Genomic DNA, 19,426 nt, shown 5'->3' on the forward strand with positions numbered 1-19,426 from the left:
CCCCTATTCCATTTGCGATTTCGCTGCGGCGGCAAGCTGGGCCACGTAGTCCTTAAACACGCGGCCGCGCTCCTCGTAGCCCGAGAACTCATCGAACGAAGAACAGGCGGGAGAAAGCAGGATCACGTCGCCTCGGCTCGACAGCGAACGGGCAACGTCGACGGCGTCGCGCAGGTCGTCAGCCTGAGCGATATCAACGTCACCATCGACATCGGCCTCGTCCATAGCGGCGGTAAAGCGCTCGCGCGCATCGCCAAAGCAGACGACCGATCGCACGTTGTCCATGACAACGCGGGCGAAGGACTCGAGTGGCGTGCCCTTATCGTGACCACCGAGCAGCAAGATCACGTCGTCGTCGGGAAACGCCGTCAGGGCCTTTTCGACCGCATCGGTGTTCGTTGCCTTGGAATCGTTGACGAAGCGCACGCCATCGATCTCGCCACAGGGCTCAACGCGGTGCTCCAGCGGCTGGAATGAGGCCAGGCCGCGACACACACCGTCGACATCGGCACCGACGGCCAGGGCAGCCGTGGCAGCGCACAGGGCATTGATGACATTGTGATGTCCGGAGATTTTGAGCTCGGACGTGGCGATGAGCGGGGTCTCGACGCCCTTCAGGCGAATGACCATCTTGCCATCGCGCACAAATGCGGCGTCCTCGCCCGCAGGCTCGTCAAAGGCGACCTTGCAGATGCGACGACCCGGCGTGTAGACATACTCATCGAATTCATGGATACCGGCATCCTCGACGTCGATAACCACAAGGTCATCATCGACCATATTCTCGAAGAGCTTAATCTTGGCGAGCGCATAGTTCTTATGGCTCTTGTGCCAGCCCAGATGGTCGGGGGTGATGTTGAGCAGCACCGCCACACGGGGGTGAAGCTCCTGGGTCGTTGCGATCTGATAGCTCGAAAGCTCAGCTACAAACCACTCGTTATGCGCGCGGTCGTCGATTTCGTTCACCGGAGGCTCACCGATATTACCGACAGCAACGCTCGCCTCGCCCGCTGCCTTAAGCAGGTAGTCGGTCAGCGACGTGGTGGTCGTCTTGCCATTGGTGCCCGTAATGGCGATCCAATTTTTGGGAGACAGGCGGTAGGCAAACTCGGGCTCACCCATGATCTGGGCAGCGTGATCGCGGCCAGCCTTAAAGAATGCCGAGAACTCCGAGATGCCCGGACACGTCACACATACATCAAACGCGCCCTCGACCTGCTCGGTTCCGTAGACAAACGATACCCCGCGCGCCTCGAGCGAGCGCGTGGCATCATTGGGCTCGGACGTGCCGCCACCGTACACGGTAACGGTACTCACGCGCTCGGGGTGCGCAAGCGCCCAGCGAGCGACATCAAGACCGGACTTACCCTGGCCCAAGACGAGCAGGCTAAAGGAATCTGCAAGAGGCATGAAAAACCACTATCCCAACTGGAAAAACAGGGCAAGGCCCAGAGCGCCAAAAGCGGCAGCGACAATCCAAAAACGGATGACGACCTTAGTCTCGGCCCATCCCTTCTTCTCGAAATGATGATGAATGGGCGCCATAAGGAAGACGCGCTTATGCGTAAAGTGGAAGTAGACGACCTGAATCATGACCGACAGGGTCTCGACGATAAACAGGCCGCCGATGATGAGCGAGACGACCTCGGTGTTGGTCATAATGGACGTGCAGGCAAAGGCTGCACCCAAGGCAAGAGAGCCGGTATCACCCATAAAGATGCTCGCCGGATAGCAGTTGAACCAAAGGAAGCCCAGGCAAGCACCAGCACATGCGGTACAGAAGATAGACAGGTTTACGTCACCGTGCAAAAACGCCATGGCAGCCATGGCAAGCATGGCAATCATAGAGGTGCCACCGGCAAGGCCGTCCAGGCCATCGGTCAGGTTCACGGCATTAGAAAGACCGGCGATCATCAGCCAGCAAAAGACGATGTAGAGCCACGGAAAGGTAAGGCCACCAATGGTGGTCGAGAAGATACCGAGGTCAATCGTCAGACCGCCGGGAAAACGAATCTCGGGGGCAACGCCGCACCAGCTGACGGCAAGCACGGTAAACGTGACGCAGATGATGGTGAGACCGATCATCTTGGCGTGGGGCGTCAGGCCGAGCGAACGACCGTGCGTGACAGATGTCAAATCGTCGATAAGGCCCAGAACGCCGGTTGCAAGCGTGGCAAGCAGCACGAGCACAAGCTCGGTGGTGAGCTTGCCCATCAAAAGGCACGTCAGCGAAACGGCTACGAGAATGACAACGCCGCCCATGGTGGGCGTGCCCTGCTTAATCAGGTGGCGTTTGGGTCCATCGGCGCGGACCTGCTGGCCGATACCCTCGACCTTAAGAAGCTTGATCCACCACGGCATGAGCAGCAGCGCAATGGCGGCGGCGATGCCAAGTCCCAAAAAGGCCTGGTATGTAGGATACGCGGGGTTCCCGAACATGGGCTAGCACACACCTTCCACAAAGCGGTCGAGCTCGACAAAGCGAGAGCCCTTGACCAGCACAACGTCATGTTTCTCAAGTGCGCCGGCCATACGGTCGAGCACCTGCTGATAATCGGAGAACACCTGGATGCGGTCCTCGTCCATGCCCATCATGCGCGCGGCTTCGGCCATACGAGCGGCCAGCTCACCGCCCACGCACGCCAGCATATCGAGCTTCTTAGCCGCGGCATAGGCGCCCACCAGCTCATGCATGCGGGGGGCCTCGTCGCCCATTTCGCCCATCTCGCCCAGAATCGCCATTCGAGAGCCAGAACACGAAAGCGAGCACAGCAGGTCAAGGCCAGCAGCCATGGATTCGGCGCTGGCGTTATACGAGTCGTCGATAATGCGGGCACCGCTCTTGGCGTGTTTGATCTCCTGACGATGACCGGTAATCGCGATACCCCTAAAGGCAGCGTCGATCTGCTCGGGGGTCACACCCAAACGATAGGCAACTGCGGCGGCTTTAACGGCATTGGGAACGGACTGGACGCCGGGAATGGCGAGCATGGTGTCAACGGACTCACCCATGCCAAAGTCAAGCGTAAAGACCGGGCGGCCCTCGTCATCAATGTGAATGCCGCGGGCGCAAACCTCATCAACATCCGAAACACCCGCCAGCATCACGTCGATACCCGCGGGCTCGGCAAACGTCTCACGAATGAACGGGGTGAAGTCGTCTTCGCCGCCCAAAACCAGCAACGGGAGAAGGTCGTCGGCGGCACACATGCCCCCAACAATCTCGGACTTAGCGCGGGCGATATTCTCGCGACTTCCCAGGATTCCAATATGAGAGGTGCCGATCTTGGTCACGATGGCAAGGTTGGGATTGGCGGACCGAGAAAGGCGCTCGATCTCGTGAAAATGGTTCATACCCATCTCGAGAACCAGCACCTCGGTGTCGGCAGGAGCGGCCAAAACCGTGAGCGGCATACCGATCAGATTGTTGAAATTACCCTTGGTGGCCCAAACGCGATAGCGCTTGGCAAGCACTGCCGCAAGGACATCCTTGGTCGTCGTCTTACCGATAGAGCCGGTAATGCCAACCACGAGGCAGCCAAGCTGCGTGCGATAGGCATGTGCCAGGCGCAGCAAAAATTCCTCGGGATCATCGGTGTGTAGGATGGCGCAGCCCTTACGCTGAGCCAGCGATACAAGCTCGGCATTGGGCTCGCGCGTCATCACAACAGCGCCGGCGCCCGATTCGATGGCGCGGGAAGCAAAATCGTTGCCGTCGACTTTTTCACCCGGAAAGGCAACAAAAATCGTGCCTTCCTCAACCTGGCGCGAGTCGATAACGCACCCACGGCATACCCGATCGGCTTCTCCCGTCACGGTCCGGGCCCCTGTTGCGGCCGCGAGGTTGTTGACGGCGATCTCTATCATTGCAGCTCCCCTGTAAACCTAATAATGCTATCGGCGTATTGTATCCCAGCGCCGCGCATGCGTGGTGCAGGGCATGTGAACACCCTCCAGATTAATCGACAGCCCTTTTCAGGATTGTAACCCCCTACTTGGTGCGTGGGATACCCAACACATCGAGCGCGTTAGCCATAATGATCTGGAACGGCACGGCGGCAGCATCCGAACCGCTCGGCGTTCCGTCGAGCGTGATATAGCACAAAACCTTGGGTGCTTGCGCCGGGGCAAACCCCATAAAGGACGACATATAGCTCGCTTTGAGGTAGCCGCCTTTTTCATCGGCGCGCTCGGCCGTACCGGTCTTACCCGCCACGTCGTAACCGTCGACGGCGCCCCCGACACCCGTGCCCTCGGAAACGACCGTCTGCATGCACGATATCACCTGGGCGGCGGCGTCCTCAGAAATCGCCTGCTCGCCCTCGCCCCAGTCCTTCTCCTCGCCTTTGCTGGATTTATAAAAGTGCGGCGTCATCATCACGCCGCCGTTGGCAATGCCGCCCACGGCGCGCGCAATCTCGATCGGCGAGACAGACAGCGCTTGGCCAAAACTCATCGAGCCCAACGTGGCACCGTCATACTGGTCACGCTCCTTGACAATGCCAAGGCTCTCGCCGGGAAAATCGATGCCCGAACTGTGTCCAACGCCCCATTTGTCCACGTACGCGGCAAAATCGTCCGCGCCGATCTTACGCCCGACCAATACAAAGCCAACATTGGATGAGCGGCGCATCATCTCGCGCACATCCATGGTCATGGCGTAGTCACGCTTATCGACATCGGTGACGGTATCGTCGCCGACCTTAATGCTCGCCGGCACCTCAAACGACGTACTCGAGCGCACGACGCCCAAGTCGAAACCCGCACCTGCAACGAGCGTCTTAAAGACCGAACCGGGTTCATACGCATCGGTGACCAAGCGCAAGTTCATATCCTCGGTCTTGGCGTTCTCCAGATTGGTCGGGTCGTAGGTCGGATACGAACAGGCGGCCAGAATCTCGCCGGTAGTAGGGTCTGTCACCAAAGCCGAACCGTTCTTGGCTTTGGTCTTCTCGACCGCCTCCGCCAGAGCGTCCTCTGCTGCACGCTGGATATTGACATCCAGCGTCGTCACGATGTCAACGCCATCGATGGCGGCAACCTTTTTATAGGCGCCACCCGCAATATAGCTATCGTCCCTCGCACGCTCTCGTACCAGCGTGCCGTTTGTTCCGGTCAGCAATTTGTCATATTGCTTTTCAAGTCCCGTTAGGCCCACGTTGTCAACGTTCACCACGCCTAGAACCTGCGAAGCCAGATTGCCGTATGGATACACCCGCTTCATCGCCTGCTCAAAGAGCACGCCGGGCAGATTTTTCTTCTTCAATGCCGCGGCATCGTCCTCGTCTACCTGGCGCTTGATATACACCCAGGTGCCATCGGACTGAACCAGCTTGCGGCAAGTCTTCTTATCGATTCCAGTCGCCTTAACCAAGGCCGATACCGTTTTATCGACATCCTCGATCAGCTGTGGATTCACGGCGACATTGCTGCACTCGACCGACGACGTCAGCACGTTGCCGTTTCGGTCGTAGATCGTGCCGCGTTTGGCGTAAAGCGTCTCCGCAAGCAGGCGTCGAGCATCGGCGCGCCCGCGCAACTCATCGGCATTTACGATCTGGTAGTCGGTAAGGCGGATGGCGTCCGCAGCCAGGCCCAAACCGATACAACCCATGACGACATTACGGCGAGGCAATGGCGTCCCCGTAAGCCATTCGGTCGAAGATCGTCTATTCGATCTGCTATTGCGTACTTGAGGGTCATCCGAGCCGCGAAGGCGCGACGTTGGGTCGTTGCCACGATTCGACCCCAAGTTGTAAGATGACCGACCCGATCCTTGATAACCAGAACGTCCCCGCGAAGAGGGACGTCCCTGCCCGCGACTCCCGTCTGGACCGCGGTGATAATCATTTGTCATACTCAGCTACCGCCTTATTACTGGACAGCCGCAGCCGAGCTAGCGCCCGCGGCTGCATCCTGCGAAAAATCAAGTGTAACGCTCTCACTGGGCTCCACCATGCCATAAGCGCCCGCAAGATCGCGAATGCGCGTATCGGCACCATAAACAGAGTGCATGACCTCAAGGTCAGAGCTCTCATCGGTCGCCTTCTCGAGCGTGTTGGTAAGCTCGGCGTTGCTGTTGAGCACCTGGGCCGTAACGCTTGCAAGCGCCACGCGGGCGACGCCAATCGTCATGAAGATAGCCGCAATGATGCAAAACGTTTTAAGAACGCTCATGAAAACCGGGCTTACCGCCTGGTTTGCCTGACGGCCCGCGCCCGTGTAGACATCAAAGCGCGGTGTGCGCTGCTCACGAGGAGCAGCGGGCGCCTGCGGTGCCTCGCGGTAGGCGGGCATGGCGTTCATATCATAGGCGAGTGCTGCGTTTGAGGTGTTGTAGCCCATGATATGCCGCCTCCCATCCCGAGTACGTTGGTAGTGTGTTTAAGCTTCGTTTATGGCGCGAGCGGGAGGTCCAATATCGCGCGCGTAACGCTACAAGCGCTCCGCCACGCGGATTTTGGCTGATCTCGCCCGAGGGTTGCGCGCAACCTCATCGGGTTGGGCAACCAAGGGTTTGCGGGTGATGACCTTGAGTATCGGCACGTTGCCGCACACGCACACCGGAATCTCCGGCGGACACGTGCACCCCTGGCTCATCTCCTTAAAGTGGTTCTTTACGATACGGTCCTCGAGCGAGTGATACGAGATGACGCAGATGCGTCCGCCCGGGTTGAGCCACCTGGTGGCGGCGTCAAGTCCTCTCTCGAGCACATCGAGTTCATGATTGACCTCGATGCGAATGGCCTGGAAACTTTTCTTGGCCGGGTGTCCGCCATGCCGACGAGCGGCAGCCGGAATGCCAGCCTTGATGATCTCGACAAACTGACCGGTGGTTTCAATCGGTTCGGACTCGCGTCGACGCACGATCTCGCGTGCGATCTGCGAGGCGAACTTCTCTTCGCCATAGACGCGTAGAATCCGGGCGAGGTCGTGTTCGTTATAGGTGTTGATGACCTCAGCTGCGTTTAGGGTGTTGTTACCCGGATCCATCCGCATGTCCAATGGGGCATCTTCGTTATACGAAAAGCCCCTGCCAGGGATATCGAGTTGCGGTGACGAAACGCCCAAATCGAACAGGAAGCCATCGACCCCGGGCACCTCGGCCGAGCAAAGCAGCTCGTCCAAGTCGCCAAAGTTGCCCTTCAGCAGCTGATGCGGGACGCCGGGGACCTCGCGGTCCAGACGGGCACCAGCGGCCTCGAGGGCCATGTCGTCCTGATCGACGCCAAGCAAAAGACCCGTCTCCCCCACCTGCGCGGCCATCTTTACCGAATGACCGGCACCGCCAAGGGTGCAATCGCAGACGACAGATCCGCTCTTTAGCTGCAGCGACTCAAGCACTTCGCCGAGCATGACAGGTTCATGCCGATATTCTTGTGTCAAGATCCCACGCTCCATCCGTTACTCATGCCTTGCCCTTACGAGAAGAAGAGGTCCAGCAGAGCCTCATCGTCATCGTCCTCATCGGCCGTAGCACGGTCCCAAACCTCGAGGTGGTCGTAGTTGCCCACAACCGTGACCTCGCGGTCGAGGTTCGCCTGCTTGCGGAGAGACTCAGAAAGACCGATACGACCGGCGCTGTCCACATCCATCGAGGTGGTGCGCTTGTTGATCGCCCTCATGAGTTTCTGGTCGTTGATGTCACGAGGGTTAAAACCCTCGTGGCCCTCACGACCCGCGAAGAGTCCTTCGACCCACTTATCGAAGGCCTCGGCAGAGAACACGTACAGAGCATCGACATCCAGGGCTTTGAACACGCGAACATGCTCTCCAAGCTCCTCGCGAAGGGGTGCAGGCAGGGACAGACGACCTTTTGCATCGAGATTGCGCTCGTATGCACCCGTCATTCCCATGTGCGCCCTCCCCTCGGTTACTCAGATGGCACGTACGCGGGGAACCACCCCGCCTGTCGACGTCATTAATAATATGGGGAACTGCCCCATTTTTCAACATCTTTCCCCACACCTTCCCCCACAACACCCCACCACTCCACCCTTTATGTGCTGTAAAACACCCTCGATCATATGTTCGAAAACACAACATGTTGTGTTTACAGCAAAGCCGGGATGCCATCTGTAGCAGCCCGGCTTTCAACCTCAACCTTCAAGTTGACCTTGAGGCGAATTTTGTGTCCCTTTACGCGCCGTTCACATCGCCCCCCAAACTTCCCCACCAACGTCACGCGCGACCCACCGGCGCATCGGCGCAAGACAAAAGATGGGGCGGGCCCCAGATTGCCGATACGCGCACAAAACCGCGTCACGACAACCTGGGGTCCGTCCCCCATTAGTTGTAAATATGCAGGTCAAAGAGTCGCTAGCGATGCGCCAACGGATGAGCCGCCAGGTAGACCTCGGTCAGCTGCGTGCGGTCGACATGCGTGTAGACCTGTGTGGTCGAAATGTCGGCATGTCCCAAAATCTCCTGTAGCACGCGCAGGTCGGCACCGCCCGCAAGCATATGGGTCGCAAAGGAGTGACGCAAGGTATGAGGATGAAGCCCCACCAGTCCCACCTGACGCCCGTATCGCTCGCATATGACGTGAACACTCTGACGCGACAGGCGACCACCGTTCTTATTTAAAAAGACTGCCGGCGTCTTTGACCCGCGGGCATGAGCGGCCAGGCGCCGACGCCCATCAGCAATATATTGAGCCATAGCCCGTGCGGCACTTCCCGCGAGTGGGGCAAGCCGCTCCTTCGAGCCCTTGCCGCGCACCAGCACAAAGCCGTCGTCAAAATGGACGTCGCCCACATCGAGCCCCACCAACTCGCTCACGCGCAGGCCACATCCATAGAGCACTTCCAAAATGGCATGGTCCCGCAAACCCATCTCCCCTTCCGGGAAATCTTGGTCGAGGAGCGCCGAGACATCCCCTACCGAGAGACACTCCGGAAGGCGCTCCGCCTTTTTGGGCAGGCGCAGTGCAGCCGTCGGGTTTTGGGCGACGATTCCATCGCGAACCAAAAAGGCATGCAAACCTTTCACGGCCGCAACTGCACGCTCCACCGAGGCATCGGAGTAGCCCCCGTCGCGCCGATCACCGACAAAACCCTCTATTATCTGACGGTTCACGCCTTCAAAGGACTCAACACCGGCCCGCTCCAGGTAGGAACAGTAAGTCGTCAAGTCACGACGATATGCCGCGATCGTATTGCGCGCCAAGCCTCGCTCGACCGCAAGGTAATCAAGATACTCCCCCGTCACCGTATCGAGCAACGAGGGAGTATCTTCGGTATGTCTTTCGTTCGCTGACACCCTTAGTCCGTCGCGAGGTTCATGGGCGTCACCTGCAGGCGATCGACACCCTCGTGCTGGCCAATCGAGGCGCGCACGAACTCGCGGAACAGAGGCTGCGGCTTGGTCGGACGGCTCTTAAACTCGGGGTGGGCCTGGGTGGCCACATACCACGGATGCACGTCACGCGGCAGCTCGACCATCTCGACCAGACGCTCGTCAGGCGAAAGACCCGAGATAACCAAACCCGAGTCCTCGAGCTGGTCGCGGAAGGCATTGTTGAACTCAAAGCGATGACGGTGGCGCTCATAGACAAGCTCCTCGCCATAGGCCTCGCGCGCAAGGGTATCGGCAGCGAGCTTGCACGGATAGGCGCCCAGGCGCATGGTGCCGCCCTTCTCGGTCACGTCCTCCTGCGAGCTCATCAGGTCAATCACGCTAAACGGACCGTCCGGATCGAACTCGGAGGAGCTAGCGCCGGCAAGGCCGACCACGTTGCGGGCAAACTCGCACACGGCGACCTGCATGCCCAGACAAATGCCCAGATACGGAATCTTATGCTCGCGAGCAAACTCGGCAGCAAGAATCTTGCCCTCCAGGGCACGCTTGCCAAAGCCGCCGGGCACCAAAATGCCCGATGCGTCGCCCAGCACCTCGGAGACGTTCTGCTCGTCGAGGCTCTCGCCGTCGACCAGCTGCACGTCCACATGACGATCATAGAAAACGCCTGCATGATGCAGGGCCTCGATAACCGACAGGTAGGCATCGGGGAGCTGGGTATACTTGCCCACAACGGCGATCTTGACCTTGTCGGCATGGTGGTTGGCATGATTCTGTTTGCGCAGGAACTCGTTCCACTCGCTCATGTCGCGCTCGCGCGGGTCCAAGCCCAGGCGCTCGCAAATGCGCAGGTCAAAGTCCTGCTCGGCGAGCAGCTGCGGCACATCGTAAATACTCGCGCAATCTTCGTTGGTAAAGACGCAGTCGGTATCGACGTCGCAGAAGCTTGCGATCTTGCCACGGATGGCATCGTCGATATGGTGATCAGAACGCAGCACAATGATGTCGGGCTGAATGCCAAAGCTGCGAAGCTCCTTGACCGAATGCTGCGTGGGCTTGGTCTTGACCTCGTGCGCGGCGGCGATATAGGGGACGAGCGACACGTGGATGTAGCAGACGTTCTCGGGACCGGCCTCTTTACGATACTGGCGGATGGCCTCCACGAACGGCTGCGACTCGATATCGCCAATCGTGCCGCCCAGCTCGGTGATGACCACGTCGGAACCGGTCTGCTCCTCGATGCGGCGGAACTTATCCTTAATGGCGTTGGTGACGTGCGGAATCACCTGAACGGTGCCGCCTAAAAAGTCACCGCGACGCTCGCGGGCAATCAGGCTCTTGTAGATAGCGCCGGTCGTAAAGTTGGAATCACGGGTCAGATTCTCGTCAATAAAGCGCTCATAATGGCCCAGGTCCAGGTCGGACTCGTAGCCATCCTCGGTCACGAAGACCTCACCATGCTGAAACGGGCTCATGGTGCCGGGGTCGACGTTCAGATACGGGTCGGCCTTCTGCATCGTCACCTTGTAGCCGCGCGATTTGAGCAGACGGCCCAACGAGGCCGCAGTGATGCCCTTACCCAAGGACGAAACTACGCCGCCGGTTACAAACACATGCTTGGTCATATTGAATTACCTGCGCTTCCCGTAGAAGTTTTCCATTCACATCTTACGGGTCTTCATTGTAATACTCGAAAAGCAAGCCGCTCGCTATTTTTCACCCGCATGCCCGCATTTCTCCATCTCGAAACAAAACACCGCCCAAGTAGCTTTGGGCGGTGCAGGCTCGTCGAAACTGCCGTGTTGTTACCGATCGGCAGTCTCATCCTTCAACATATCTTGAACAAGCATGCCGGCACGAACACCCTTAAGGTACCACTCGCCTCGCCCGGTCAGGCATATGCCATTTGCAAGCTGGCCGCCATCATCGTTATAACGAGAAACGACCTCGATAAGGCCTTCAGAATCCAAACGGTCGATTGCAGCGCGGGCACGATACGGCGAAACCCCTACGCACTCGGAGAGTGTCTTGCGCGAGAAACCGTACGGCACACCGTTTCCCTTAGATTGCCGAGCGATCTCCATCAGCACCAGCACCTCGACACGCTTCATATCGTTGACACTCGCACGACCCTTGCCCGCCATGGCAGCCTCCTCAAACCGAGCACGAGCATCAAAAGCACCGCGCATGACCGGCGCATCCCTCGATGGCCGGCAACATCCATCATGGGTAGCCCCGCAAAGGATGTATCCACTGAGGTAATTGTATACCGCGCAAATCGCTTTTGGGCAGGTAAACGGCCTAAATTTCGGCAAATTAAGCCCTAAAAACCCCTAAGCGCCGCATCGAGTGCGCACTCCGATGCGGCGTCTCATCTCAATCTTAGCGATGGAAGAAACCGCGGCGCTCAAACTTGGGCTCACAGCACACGTTAATGCCCAGCTTGCGCAGCACCGTCTCGTCCGTAGGCGAGATAATCACGCTAAAGAAGGCGTCGCAGCCGCGCAGCTGCTCAAGACCCGAAAGAACACGAGTAGCCGTCTCGCTCGTGGCCGAGGTGATAGAGAGCGCCATGAGCGTCTCGTCGGTGTGGAGACGCGGGTTTTTGCTGCCAAGGAAATGCGTCTTGAGCTTGCTGATAGGCTCAATCGCCTCATCGCTGATGACCTCGAGCTCAAGATCGACGCCCGAAACATGCTTAAGCGCGTTCATGATGAGCGAGCTCGCGGCACCCAGACGCGTTGAGGTCTTTCCGGTCACTACCGAACCGTCCGGCATCACCATGGCGCCCACGGGACCGCCCGTCAGTTGCTCCCTGGTGAGAGCAGCCGAGCGTGCCGGCGAATAGTTCTTGTCGATGCCGGCTTTTTTCATAATGAGTTTGAGACGGTCGACCTGCTCATCGCCCACGCCAGTACGGCGCACGCTTTCAACCGCGGCAAAATAGCGGCGCACGATCTCCATCTTGGAGGCATCTCGGCATGCATCGTCATCGGTAATGGCAAAACCGACCATATTGACGCCCATGTCCGTGGGGCTCTGATAGGGGCTCTCGCCCAAGATCTTTTCCATCAGGGCGCGAACAACCGGGAACGCCTCAACGTCTCGGTTGTAGTTGACCGTGGTCTTGTTATATGCCTCAAGGTGGAACGAGTCGATGATGTTGGCGTCATCGAGGTCTGCCGTGGCAGCCTCATAGGCAATGTTCACGGGATGCGTGAGGGGGAGATTCCAGACCGGGAAGGTCTCAAACTTGGCATAGCCGGCAGCGGTGCCATGCTTGTGCTCGTGATACAGCTGCGACAGGCAGGTGGCGAGCTTACCCGAGCCAGGGCCGGGCGCCGTCACGACAACGAGCGGACGCGTGGTCTCGACAAACTCGTTCTTGCCGTAGCCTTCATCAGAAACGATCAGGTCGACATCGTGCGGATAGCCCTCGATGGGATAGTGCAGCTTGGCGGGAATGCCGAGCGCGTTTAGACGATTGCGGAAGACGTCGGCAGCGGGCTGACCGGCATACTGCGTGATGACCACGGCGGCAACGGCAAATCCGTTCCCGCGGAACAGATCGACCAGACGCAGGACGTCCTCGTCATAGGTAATGCCCAAGTCGCCACGGGCCTTGTTCTTCTCGATATGGTTAGCATTGATTGCGATGATGACCTCGACGTCGTCGGCAATGCTCTTGAGCATGCGGAACTTGCTGTCCGGTTCAAAACCCGGCAGCACGCGGCTCGCATGATAGTCATCGAACAGCTTGCCGCCAAACTCCAAATACAGCTTGCCGCCAAACTGCGAGATGCGCTCCTTAATGTGAGCAGCCTGCAGCTCGATATACTTCGCGTTGTCGAAACCCTGGCGCATGTATGGCTCCCGTCCCGTTTCCATTTAATGTCCTAGGCGATTATAGCGGAGCAGACCCTCCCCCACCGACGAGGCCGGGGCAGCTAATTTGGGACGGGGCTTTTTTGACTACTCCCACATAAAGGGTAGTCAAAAAAGCCCCGTCCCAAATTAGCTGCCCCAAACGCACTTCCCCTGCACCAACAATGGCAACATCGCAGGTTGAGCATAAGTCAGCGAGCGCCGTCCAGAACGTACAATTTGTCATTCTGGGCGGCGCGCAGCGTCAACTGGTTGCGCGGTTCGTAGAACCGCGCAACATAAGAGCGCCCCCTCCCGCGCACGGAACGGGAGGGGGCTAAAGGTAGGAGTCTACCGGTGGGTTGACCCCACCGGACAGACGATGACCAAGTGATCCTCTACAGGATCGTCAAGGTTTCCGTGGGGCACCCGTTGGGTACTTAGATCAACACGCAGGCGACGGTCAGGATGATGGCGCAGACGACGGAGAGAACGACGATGAGCTTAAGGGCAAACTTGAGCCAGGTCGTCCACTCGATCTTGGCCAGGGCGAGACCGCCCATGATGGCACCGGAGGTCGGGGTGAACAGGTTCACGACACCGATGGCGGCGGAGAAGATCATGACCATGACCTCGGGCGAGAAGCCGAGCTTAACAGCCAGCGGTCCCATGATGGGCATGGAGACGGTAGCCATACCAGAGGTCGAGGGGATCAGGAAGGACAGGCCGAAGTAGACCAGGAAGCTCATGGGAGCGAAGATCACGCCGGACAGACCAGCCAGGGCACTGGCGGCAGCGTCGAGGACGTAGACGTCGAGACCGGTGTTGGCCATGAGGACGGAGATGCCACGGGCGAGGGCGATGACGAGAACAACGGACATCATGTCGGCAGCGCCGGTGATGAAGGTGTTAACGATCTGCTTCTCGGACAGGCCACCGATGATACCGATCAGGATAGCCATGAGGAAGAACCAGGTGGAAGCCTCGTCGAAGTACCACTGGCCAATGGGCAGGCCGGTGATCAGGGCAGACCAGCCCTGGACGACGGTGTTACCGTCGGCATCGTAGACAGCGCCAGCGTCAAAGAAGTTGGCAACGCCCTCGTTGAGGTCGGCCAGCGGAATGAAGCCGACGATCATGACGACGAAGGTGAAGGCGAAGGCGATCAGAACACCCTTCTGACGACCGGTGAGCTTGACCTCCTTGTTAACCTCGGAAGCAGCCTTGCCGTGAGCCTCTTCGGCGTCCTTGAGCTCCTGCATCGACAGGATGGTGGAACCCTTGTCAGCCTTGACCTTCTTGGCATAGCCCATGACGAAGAAGATGGAAATGGCCGTGGTAACAATCCACAGGACGGCACCGAGGCCGATGATGATGGACTGGTTGACCTCAATGCCAACGCCGGTCAGAGCGTCGACGGCAGCGCCGACGGCGAACGGGTTAACCGTGGAGCCCAGGCAGCCGCAGCCAGCGCCGAGCAGGACGGTAGCGGCGCCGACCATGGGGTCGAAGCCGGCAGCCATCATGGTAGCGGCGAGCAGGGCGTAGAAGGGAACGGTCTCCTCGCACATACCATAGGTGGTACCACCGAGGGAGAAGATGAGCATAAGGACAGGAACGAGCATGATCTCGTTGCCCTTAAGCTTCTGCACCAGAACGGCGATGCCGTTGTCCAGAGCGCCAGTCTCGGTCATCATACCGAGGAAGCCGCCGAGGATCATAACGAAGAGGCAGACGGGCAGAGCGTCAGCGAAGCCCAGAATCGGGGCGGTGCAGAAATCGCTCAGGCGGGCTGCAGTAACAGCGCCGCCGGACGTGCCGGAGACGATAACGGTAATCACTGCAACAATTGCCAGCAGAGCTAGAAGAATGGTGAACGATGAAGGCATACCGCGCTTTTTCTTAGCGGTCTCAGTCATAGTTCTCATCCCCCCTTCATAAATCAATTAACTTTCTCGCGCGAAGCGGATCTTCCGTGCCGTGCCCACCGCCCGACGCAAGATATTTACCAGACAAACCGCTCGGGGTGTGCAGCAATACACCCCGAGCGAAATGCTTAAAGGCTCTTACTTGAGCGTTGCGTACATGACAGCCTTGATGGTGTGCATGCGGTTCTCGGCCTCGTCGAAAACCTTGGAAGCGGGGCTCTCGAAGACCTCGTCGGTGACCTCCTGCTCGGTAATGCCGAACTGCTCGCACTTCTCGGCGCCAATCGTGGTGTTGGTGTCGTGGAAGCTGGGCAGGCAGTGCAGGAAGATGGCACCCGGGTTGGCCATAGCCATGACCTCGGAGGTGACACGATACGGGGTGAGCTGAGCGATGCGCTCGGCCCAGACCTCGTCAGGCTCGCCCATGGAGACCCACACGTCGGTGTAGATAACGTCGGCACCGGTGACGCCGTCCTTGACGTCGGTGGTCAGCTTGATGGTGCAGTCGTTAGCCTCGGCGATGGGCTTGCAGGCCTCGATGACGTCGTCAGCGGGCATGCACTCCTCGGGGCCACAGGCCACGAAATTCATGCCGAGCTTGGAGCAGACAACCATGAGGGAGCGAGCAACGTTGTTCTTGCAGTCGCCCATGAAGACGAGGGTCTTGCCCTTGATGTCGTAGTTGAAGTTCTCCTGGACGGTCAGGATGTCGGCGAGCATCTGGGTGGGATGCCACTCAGTGGTCAGGCCGTTCCACACGGGCACGCCGGACTTAGCGGCGAGCTCCTCGACGTCGTCCTGGGCAAAGCCACGGAACTCGATGCCGTCATACATGCGGCCGAGAACGCGGGCGGTGTCCTCGATGGACTCCTTCTTGCCCATCTGCGACGAACCCGGATCGAGGTAGGTGACGCCCATGCCCAGATCCATGCCGCCGACCTCGAAGGCGCAGCGGGTACGAGTGGAGGTCTTCTGGAAGAGCAGAACGATGTTCTTGCCCTCGAGATAGCGATGCGGAACGCCAGCGCGCTTCATGTCCTTGAAGTTCTTGGAGAGCTTGAGCAGGTACTCGATCTCCTCGGTGGTGAGGTCGAGGAGCTTGAGGAAGCTACGGCCAGAGAGGTTAACACCCATGGTTCGTTTCCTTTCGAAAAAATAAATTACGCAAGTATTCGTGTTGCCCGTTTGACGGGCGAAACCGGTGCGGTTGTAGGGGGACCGCACCGGAAACGGAAAGACTTAGAGGTCCTCGCGCCAGAAGGGCATGCTCATGCAGCGCGGGCCGCCACGGCCGCGGGAGAGCTCGGCGGAGGGCACGACGAGAAGGTCCAGGCCCTCCTTGTACAGCACGTCGTTGGTGACGGTGTTGCGGGCGTAGACGCAGATCTTGCCGGGCTCGACGCACAGGGTGTTGGAGCCGTCGTTCCACTGCTCGCGGGAGGCCGCGATCGGGTCGCCGCCGCCGCAGGGGATCAGCTTGACCTGGTCGACGCCGGTGGCGTCCTCCAGGACGTGCTCGAGGGTGTCCTCGATCAGGCGGATGTTCACGTCGCCCGGGTTCTTGCCGGCGGTCAGCTCGTAGACGCGCAGGGTGCCCATGATGGCGGGGTGGATCGTGAACTTATCGACGTCGATCTGGGTGAAGACCGTGTCGAGGTGCATGAAGGCGCGCGAGACCGGGATGTCGAAGGCCAGGATGCGCTCGACCTTGGAGTCGGAGTTCCAGAAGATGTTCTGGGCCATGACGTCGATAGCGGCGGCCTGGGTGCGCTGGGAGATGCCGACGGCGAGGGTCTTCTCGTTGATGTTCAGCACGTCGCCGCCCTCGGTGTGGAACTGGCAGTCGCGGCGGAAGTACAGGGAGACGTCCTTGTAGTCGGGGTGGTACTTGAAGACGTACTTGCCGTACAGGGTCTCGCGGTTGCGGGTGACCGAGTACATGCGGTTGAGGTTGACGCCCTCGCCGACGACCGCGAACGGGTCGCGGGTGAAGTAGAGGTTGGGCATCGGGTCGATGATCAGGTCGGACTCGGACTCGGAGTTGACCAGGGAGTCGAGGGTCGTGGAGGCCGTGAGGGGCATCTCGATCTCGGCCTTGGTCATGCCGGCCATGGTCTTCTTGACGAACTCGAGGTTGTCCTCGATGGAGTCCAGCTTCTCGCGGACGATCTGCGGCATGTGCTTCCCGCGGATGCCGGCCTCGGCGATGTACTGGTCGGTGAACTCGGCGCGGGCGCCGGGGACCTGGTCGAACACCTCGGCGACGAGGTTCTCGAGGTAGAGCACCTCGACGCCCTGGTCCCTCAGGATCTGGGCGAAGGTGTCGTGCTCCTGCTGCGCGACCTCCAGGAACGGGACGTCGTCGAACAGGAGCCGCTCGAGCTCGTCGGGCGGCAGGTTGAGGAGCTCGTCGCCGGGACGGTGCAGGCAGACCTTCCTGAGCTTGCCGATCTCGGAAGGCACGTGCAGACCTTTCGTCATGGCCTCCTACCTTTCTTTCGGGCCCTTGTCAGGGCCGATTCGTTAGCGCCCCTCCGTGTGAGGCGTTATTGCTGACGACATATTTATATCCAAAATCAACCCATACTTCCACCTTGCCCCCGAACGGTTTTTTATAGGGGGTGAACGGCATACACATATACTTCACGCATGGCACACTTTGATTTAATAAAGTTTATTTACGTGCTTAAACGCGTTTTCAATCCAAAAATCAAATGGAACTAAACTTTGTTAAACCACCCTCAGATTGCATATTTCGTGCAACGATTTGAATAGAATTCGCAATTCTTGCTGTCTCTCAACCATTTTAATTTTTATTCATAAAAAAGTTTGTCCTATTCATTTTTAGCAAACAGATTACCGTTTACCAGACGTTGGATACCGTTCACCGGAAACTTAGTATAAGGCCCGTCGAATACCCGATCGATCTTGCGTCCCCATTTGTAACAACTTGACTTTTCCGGCGGCAAAGACATGCAGACCCGCTCCCCAAAAGGGAGCGGGTCTGCATTCGGTACACCTAGGGCCAAGTAAGGTTTAGTCCTTCGAGGGCCTCAAGGGATTAGCGATCGAACTCGGCCAGAGCCTCGCCCAGAAGCCTCAGGCCCTCGCGAAGAACATTTTCGCTCGCGCAGTAGCCCAGGCGTGCGCCGCAGGGAAGCTCAAAACGGCTGCCGGGCACCAGCAGCACTCCCCTCTCGGACAACAGGCGCTTGCAGAACTCCTCGTCGTCCTCGGGAATATCAAGCTGGATAAACGAGGTAGACACGCCCTGCGGGGCCGTCCAGGAAACGCGATGTTGCGTATCGATCCAAGCCTGCGCGATATCGCGATTGCCAGACACGATCTTGCGGTTGCGCTCGAGAATCTTGTCCTTGTGCTCAAGCACATAGGTCGCCAGGGCATCGTTGAACACGCCGCCGCAGATCATGGTGTAATCGCGATAGGTACGGATGCGATTGGACACCTCTTCGTCGGCCACGACCCAACCCACGCGGGCTGCAGGCGTCGAATAGGTCTTAGACACCGAGTTGGTGACAATGGCCTTCTCATACACGTCGACCATCGACATAAAGGACTCGGTGTTCTCGAGCGGCAGATACACCTCGTCACACAGCACGTAGGCGCCCACCGAACGGGCGATCTCGGCAATCTGACCGAGCGTATCGGCATCAAGCACCGTACCGATGGGGTTCGATGCGTTATTGATGCAGATAAGCTTGGTGTTGGGGCGAACCAGGCGCTTGAGTTCCTCGATATCGGGCTTCCAGCCGAGCTCCTCGCGAAGCTCCCAATACTCGACCTCGGCGCCCAGTGTACGCGGGATCTCGTAGAGCGGCGCATAGGTAGGCCACTCGGCAATCACGTGGTCGCCGGGCTCGACAACGGCCATGATGGCGTTGAGGTTGGCACCCGTGCAGCCATTGGTCTGAAGAATGTGATCGGGATTGACCTCGCGACGATAGAGCTTGGCGACCTCGGCCTTAAAGTCGGGCGAGCCCTCGATCCAGCCGTAGTTCATCTTCTCGCGGTCCAGGCGCTCGTAGAAGGTAGCGCCGTCCTGCTCGTCGAGCGCGCGCAACTCGCCCATGGTAAGCGAGGAGATCGTCGACTGGGCGATATCCCACGTAGCGCTCTTCTCCCAAACGTTGAGCCATTCCTCAACGCCGATTGTCTTGATATCCATGGCTAGGCTCCAATCGCTAGAACACGGGGATGATGCCGGCAAAGGTCATGGGAATCGAGATGATGCCCAAAAGGCAAAGAAGCCGACACCGTTGGGGGGTATCAACGTGACTGCCCCTGGTCATATGGGCCGCCTTATCTGATGTTAA

General features: G+C 58.8%; 15 protein-coding genes. All 15 read right to left on the reverse strand.

Annotated features, from left to right (window positions below; genetic code table 11):
- Positions 1-3: 3 nt before the first annotated feature.
- A complete protein-coding gene (gene murD, locus ACTQ1E_RS00560; protein WP_441564376.1) occupies positions 4-1,410 on the reverse strand; it encodes a UDP-N-acetylmuramoyl-L-alanine--D-glutamate ligase in 1,407 nt (468 codons plus the stop codon).
- A 9-nt stretch (positions 1,411-1,419) separates the two neighbouring features.
- Positions 1,420-2,439, reverse strand: a complete 1,020-nt coding sequence (mraY, locus tag ACTQ1E_RS00565; protein WP_154515238.1) for a phospho-N-acetylmuramoyl-pentapeptide-transferase — start codon at positions 2,437-2,439, stop codon at positions 1,420-1,422.
- Between the two features lie 3 nt (positions 2,440-2,442).
- Positions 2,443-3,867: a UDP-N-acetylmuramoyl-tripeptide--D-alanyl-D-alanine ligase gene (locus ACTQ1E_RS00570; RefSeq protein ID WP_427719184.1), complete on the reverse strand. Its 1,425-nt coding sequence runs from the start codon at positions 3,865-3,867 to the stop codon at positions 2,443-2,445.
- Between the two features lie 124 nt (positions 3,868-3,991).
- On the reverse strand, positions 3,992-5,635 hold the full coding sequence (locus ACTQ1E_RS00575; protein ID WP_441537967.1) for a peptidoglycan D,D-transpeptidase FtsI family protein: 1,644 nt from the start codon (positions 5,633-5,635) through the stop codon (positions 3,992-3,994).
- A gap of 239 nt (positions 5,636-5,874) precedes the next feature.
- On the reverse strand, positions 5,875-6,345 hold the full coding sequence (locus ACTQ1E_RS00580) for a hypothetical protein (protein WP_427719178.1): 471 nt from the start codon (positions 6,343-6,345) through the stop codon (positions 5,875-5,877).
- A 90-nt stretch (positions 6,346-6,435) separates the two neighbouring features.
- Positions 6,436-7,401, reverse strand: a complete 966-nt coding sequence (gene rsmH / locus ACTQ1E_RS00585; protein ID WP_154515233.1) for a 16S rRNA (cytosine(1402)-N(4))-methyltransferase RsmH — start codon at positions 7,399-7,401, stop codon at positions 6,436-6,438.
- A gap of 20 nt (positions 7,402-7,421) precedes the next feature.
- Complete coding sequence (locus tag ACTQ1E_RS00590) at positions 7,422-7,856, reverse strand: division/cell wall cluster transcriptional repressor MraZ (protein WP_035137949.1); 435 nt, start codon at positions 7,854-7,856, stop codon at positions 7,422-7,424.
- Between the two features lie 463 nt (positions 7,857-8,319).
- Positions 8,320-9,261 carry a site-specific tyrosine recombinase XerD gene (gene xerD / locus ACTQ1E_RS00595; RefSeq protein WP_441041716.1) on the reverse strand — a complete coding sequence of 314 codons (942 nt, stop codon included), beginning with the start codon at positions 9,259-9,261 and terminating at the stop codon, positions 8,320-8,322.
- A 2-nt stretch (positions 9,262-9,263) separates the two neighbouring features.
- Entirely contained in the window at positions 9,264-10,925 is a 1,662-nt protein-coding gene (locus tag ACTQ1E_RS00600) for a CTP synthase (protein WP_441564377.1), read from the reverse strand.
- 180 nt (positions 10,926-11,105) lie between these two features.
- Entirely contained in the window at positions 11,106-11,489 is a 384-nt protein-coding gene (locus tag ACTQ1E_RS00605; RefSeq protein ID WP_441083418.1) for a hypothetical protein, read from the reverse strand.
- A gap of 193 nt (positions 11,490-11,682) precedes the next feature.
- Positions 11,683-13,164 (reverse strand): DUF1846 domain-containing protein, encoded by a 1,482-nt coding sequence (locus ACTQ1E_RS00610; RefSeq protein WP_154515227.1) that lies wholly within the window; start codon positions 13,162-13,164, stop codon positions 11,683-11,685.
- Positions 13,165-13,604: 440 nt separating this feature from the next.
- Positions 13,605-15,092, reverse strand: a complete 1,488-nt coding sequence (locus ACTQ1E_RS00615) for a YfcC family protein (protein ID WP_370450555.1) — start codon at positions 15,090-15,092, stop codon at positions 13,605-13,607.
- A gap of 138 nt (positions 15,093-15,230) precedes the next feature.
- Complete coding sequence (gene argF / locus ACTQ1E_RS00620; protein WP_154515223.1) at positions 15,231-16,226, reverse strand: ornithine carbamoyltransferase; 996 nt, start codon at positions 16,224-16,226, stop codon at positions 15,231-15,233.
- A gap of 105 nt (positions 16,227-16,331) precedes the next feature.
- On the reverse strand, positions 16,332-17,573 hold the full coding sequence (gene arcA / locus ACTQ1E_RS00625; RefSeq protein WP_427719159.1) for an arginine deiminase: 1,242 nt from the start codon (positions 17,571-17,573) through the stop codon (positions 16,332-16,334).
- A 580-nt stretch (positions 17,574-18,153) separates the two neighbouring features.
- Positions 18,154-19,278, reverse strand: coding sequence for an aminotransferase (locus ACTQ1E_RS00630; protein WP_441040929.1), 1,125 nt, complete (start codon positions 19,276-19,278; stop codon positions 18,154-18,156).
- Positions 19,279-19,426: the final 148 nt, after the last annotated feature.

Source organism: Collinsella sp. LCP21S3_C7 (assembly GCF_052118485.1).
GTDB lineage: Bacteria > Actinomycetota > Coriobacteriia > Coriobacteriales > Coriobacteriaceae > Collinsella.

Excerpts from the sequence above, each read along its gene's own strand:
- ACTQ1E_RS00610 (WP_154515227.1), bottom strand. The coding sequence starts at position 13,164 with ATGCGCCAGGGTTTCGACAACGCGAAGTATATCGAGCTGCAGGCTGCT.
- arcA (WP_427719159.1), bottom strand. The coding sequence starts at position 17,573 with ATGACGAAAGGTCTGCACGTGCCTTCCGAGATCGGCAAGCTCAGGAAG.
- mraY (WP_154515238.1), bottom strand. The coding sequence starts at position 2,439 with ATGTTCGGGAACCCCGCGTATCCTACATACCAGGCCTTTTTGGGACTT.
- ACTQ1E_RS00615 (WP_370450555.1), bottom strand. The coding sequence starts at position 15,092 with ATGAGAACTATGACTGAGACCGCTAAGAAAAAGCGCGGTATGCCTTCA.
- ACTQ1E_RS00600 (WP_441564377.1), bottom strand. The coding sequence starts at position 10,925 with ATGACCAAGCATGTGTTTGTAACCGGCGGCGTAGTTTCGTCCTTGGGT.
- argF (WP_154515223.1), bottom strand. The coding sequence starts at position 16,226 with ATGGGTGTTAACCTCTCTGGCCGTAGCTTCCTCAAGCTCCTCGACCTC.
- ACTQ1E_RS00570 (WP_427719184.1), bottom strand. The coding sequence starts at position 3,867 with ATGATAGAGATCGCCGTCAACAACCTCGCGGCCGCAACAGGGGCCCGG.
- ACTQ1E_RS00630 (WP_441040929.1), bottom strand. The coding sequence starts at position 19,278 with ATGGATATCAAGACAATCGGCGTTGAGGAATGGCTCAACGTTTGGGAG.
- ACTQ1E_RS00605 (WP_441083418.1), bottom strand. The coding sequence starts at position 11,489 with ATGCGCGGTGCTTTTGATGCTCGTGCTCGGTTTGAGGAGGCTGCCATG.
- rsmH (WP_154515233.1), bottom strand. The coding sequence starts at position 7,401 with ATGGAGCGTGGGATCTTGACACAAGAATATCGGCATGAACCTGTCATG.
- murD (WP_441564376.1), bottom strand. The coding sequence starts at position 1,410 with ATGCCTCTTGCAGATTCCTTTAGCCTGCTCGTCTTGGGCCAGGGTAAG.
- ACTQ1E_RS00590 (WP_035137949.1), bottom strand. The coding sequence starts at position 7,856 with ATGGGAATGACGGGTGCATACGAGCGCAATCTCGATGCAAAAGGTCGT.
- ACTQ1E_RS00580 (WP_427719178.1), bottom strand. The coding sequence starts at position 6,345 with ATGGGCTACAACACCTCAAACGCAGCACTCGCCTATGATATGAACGCC.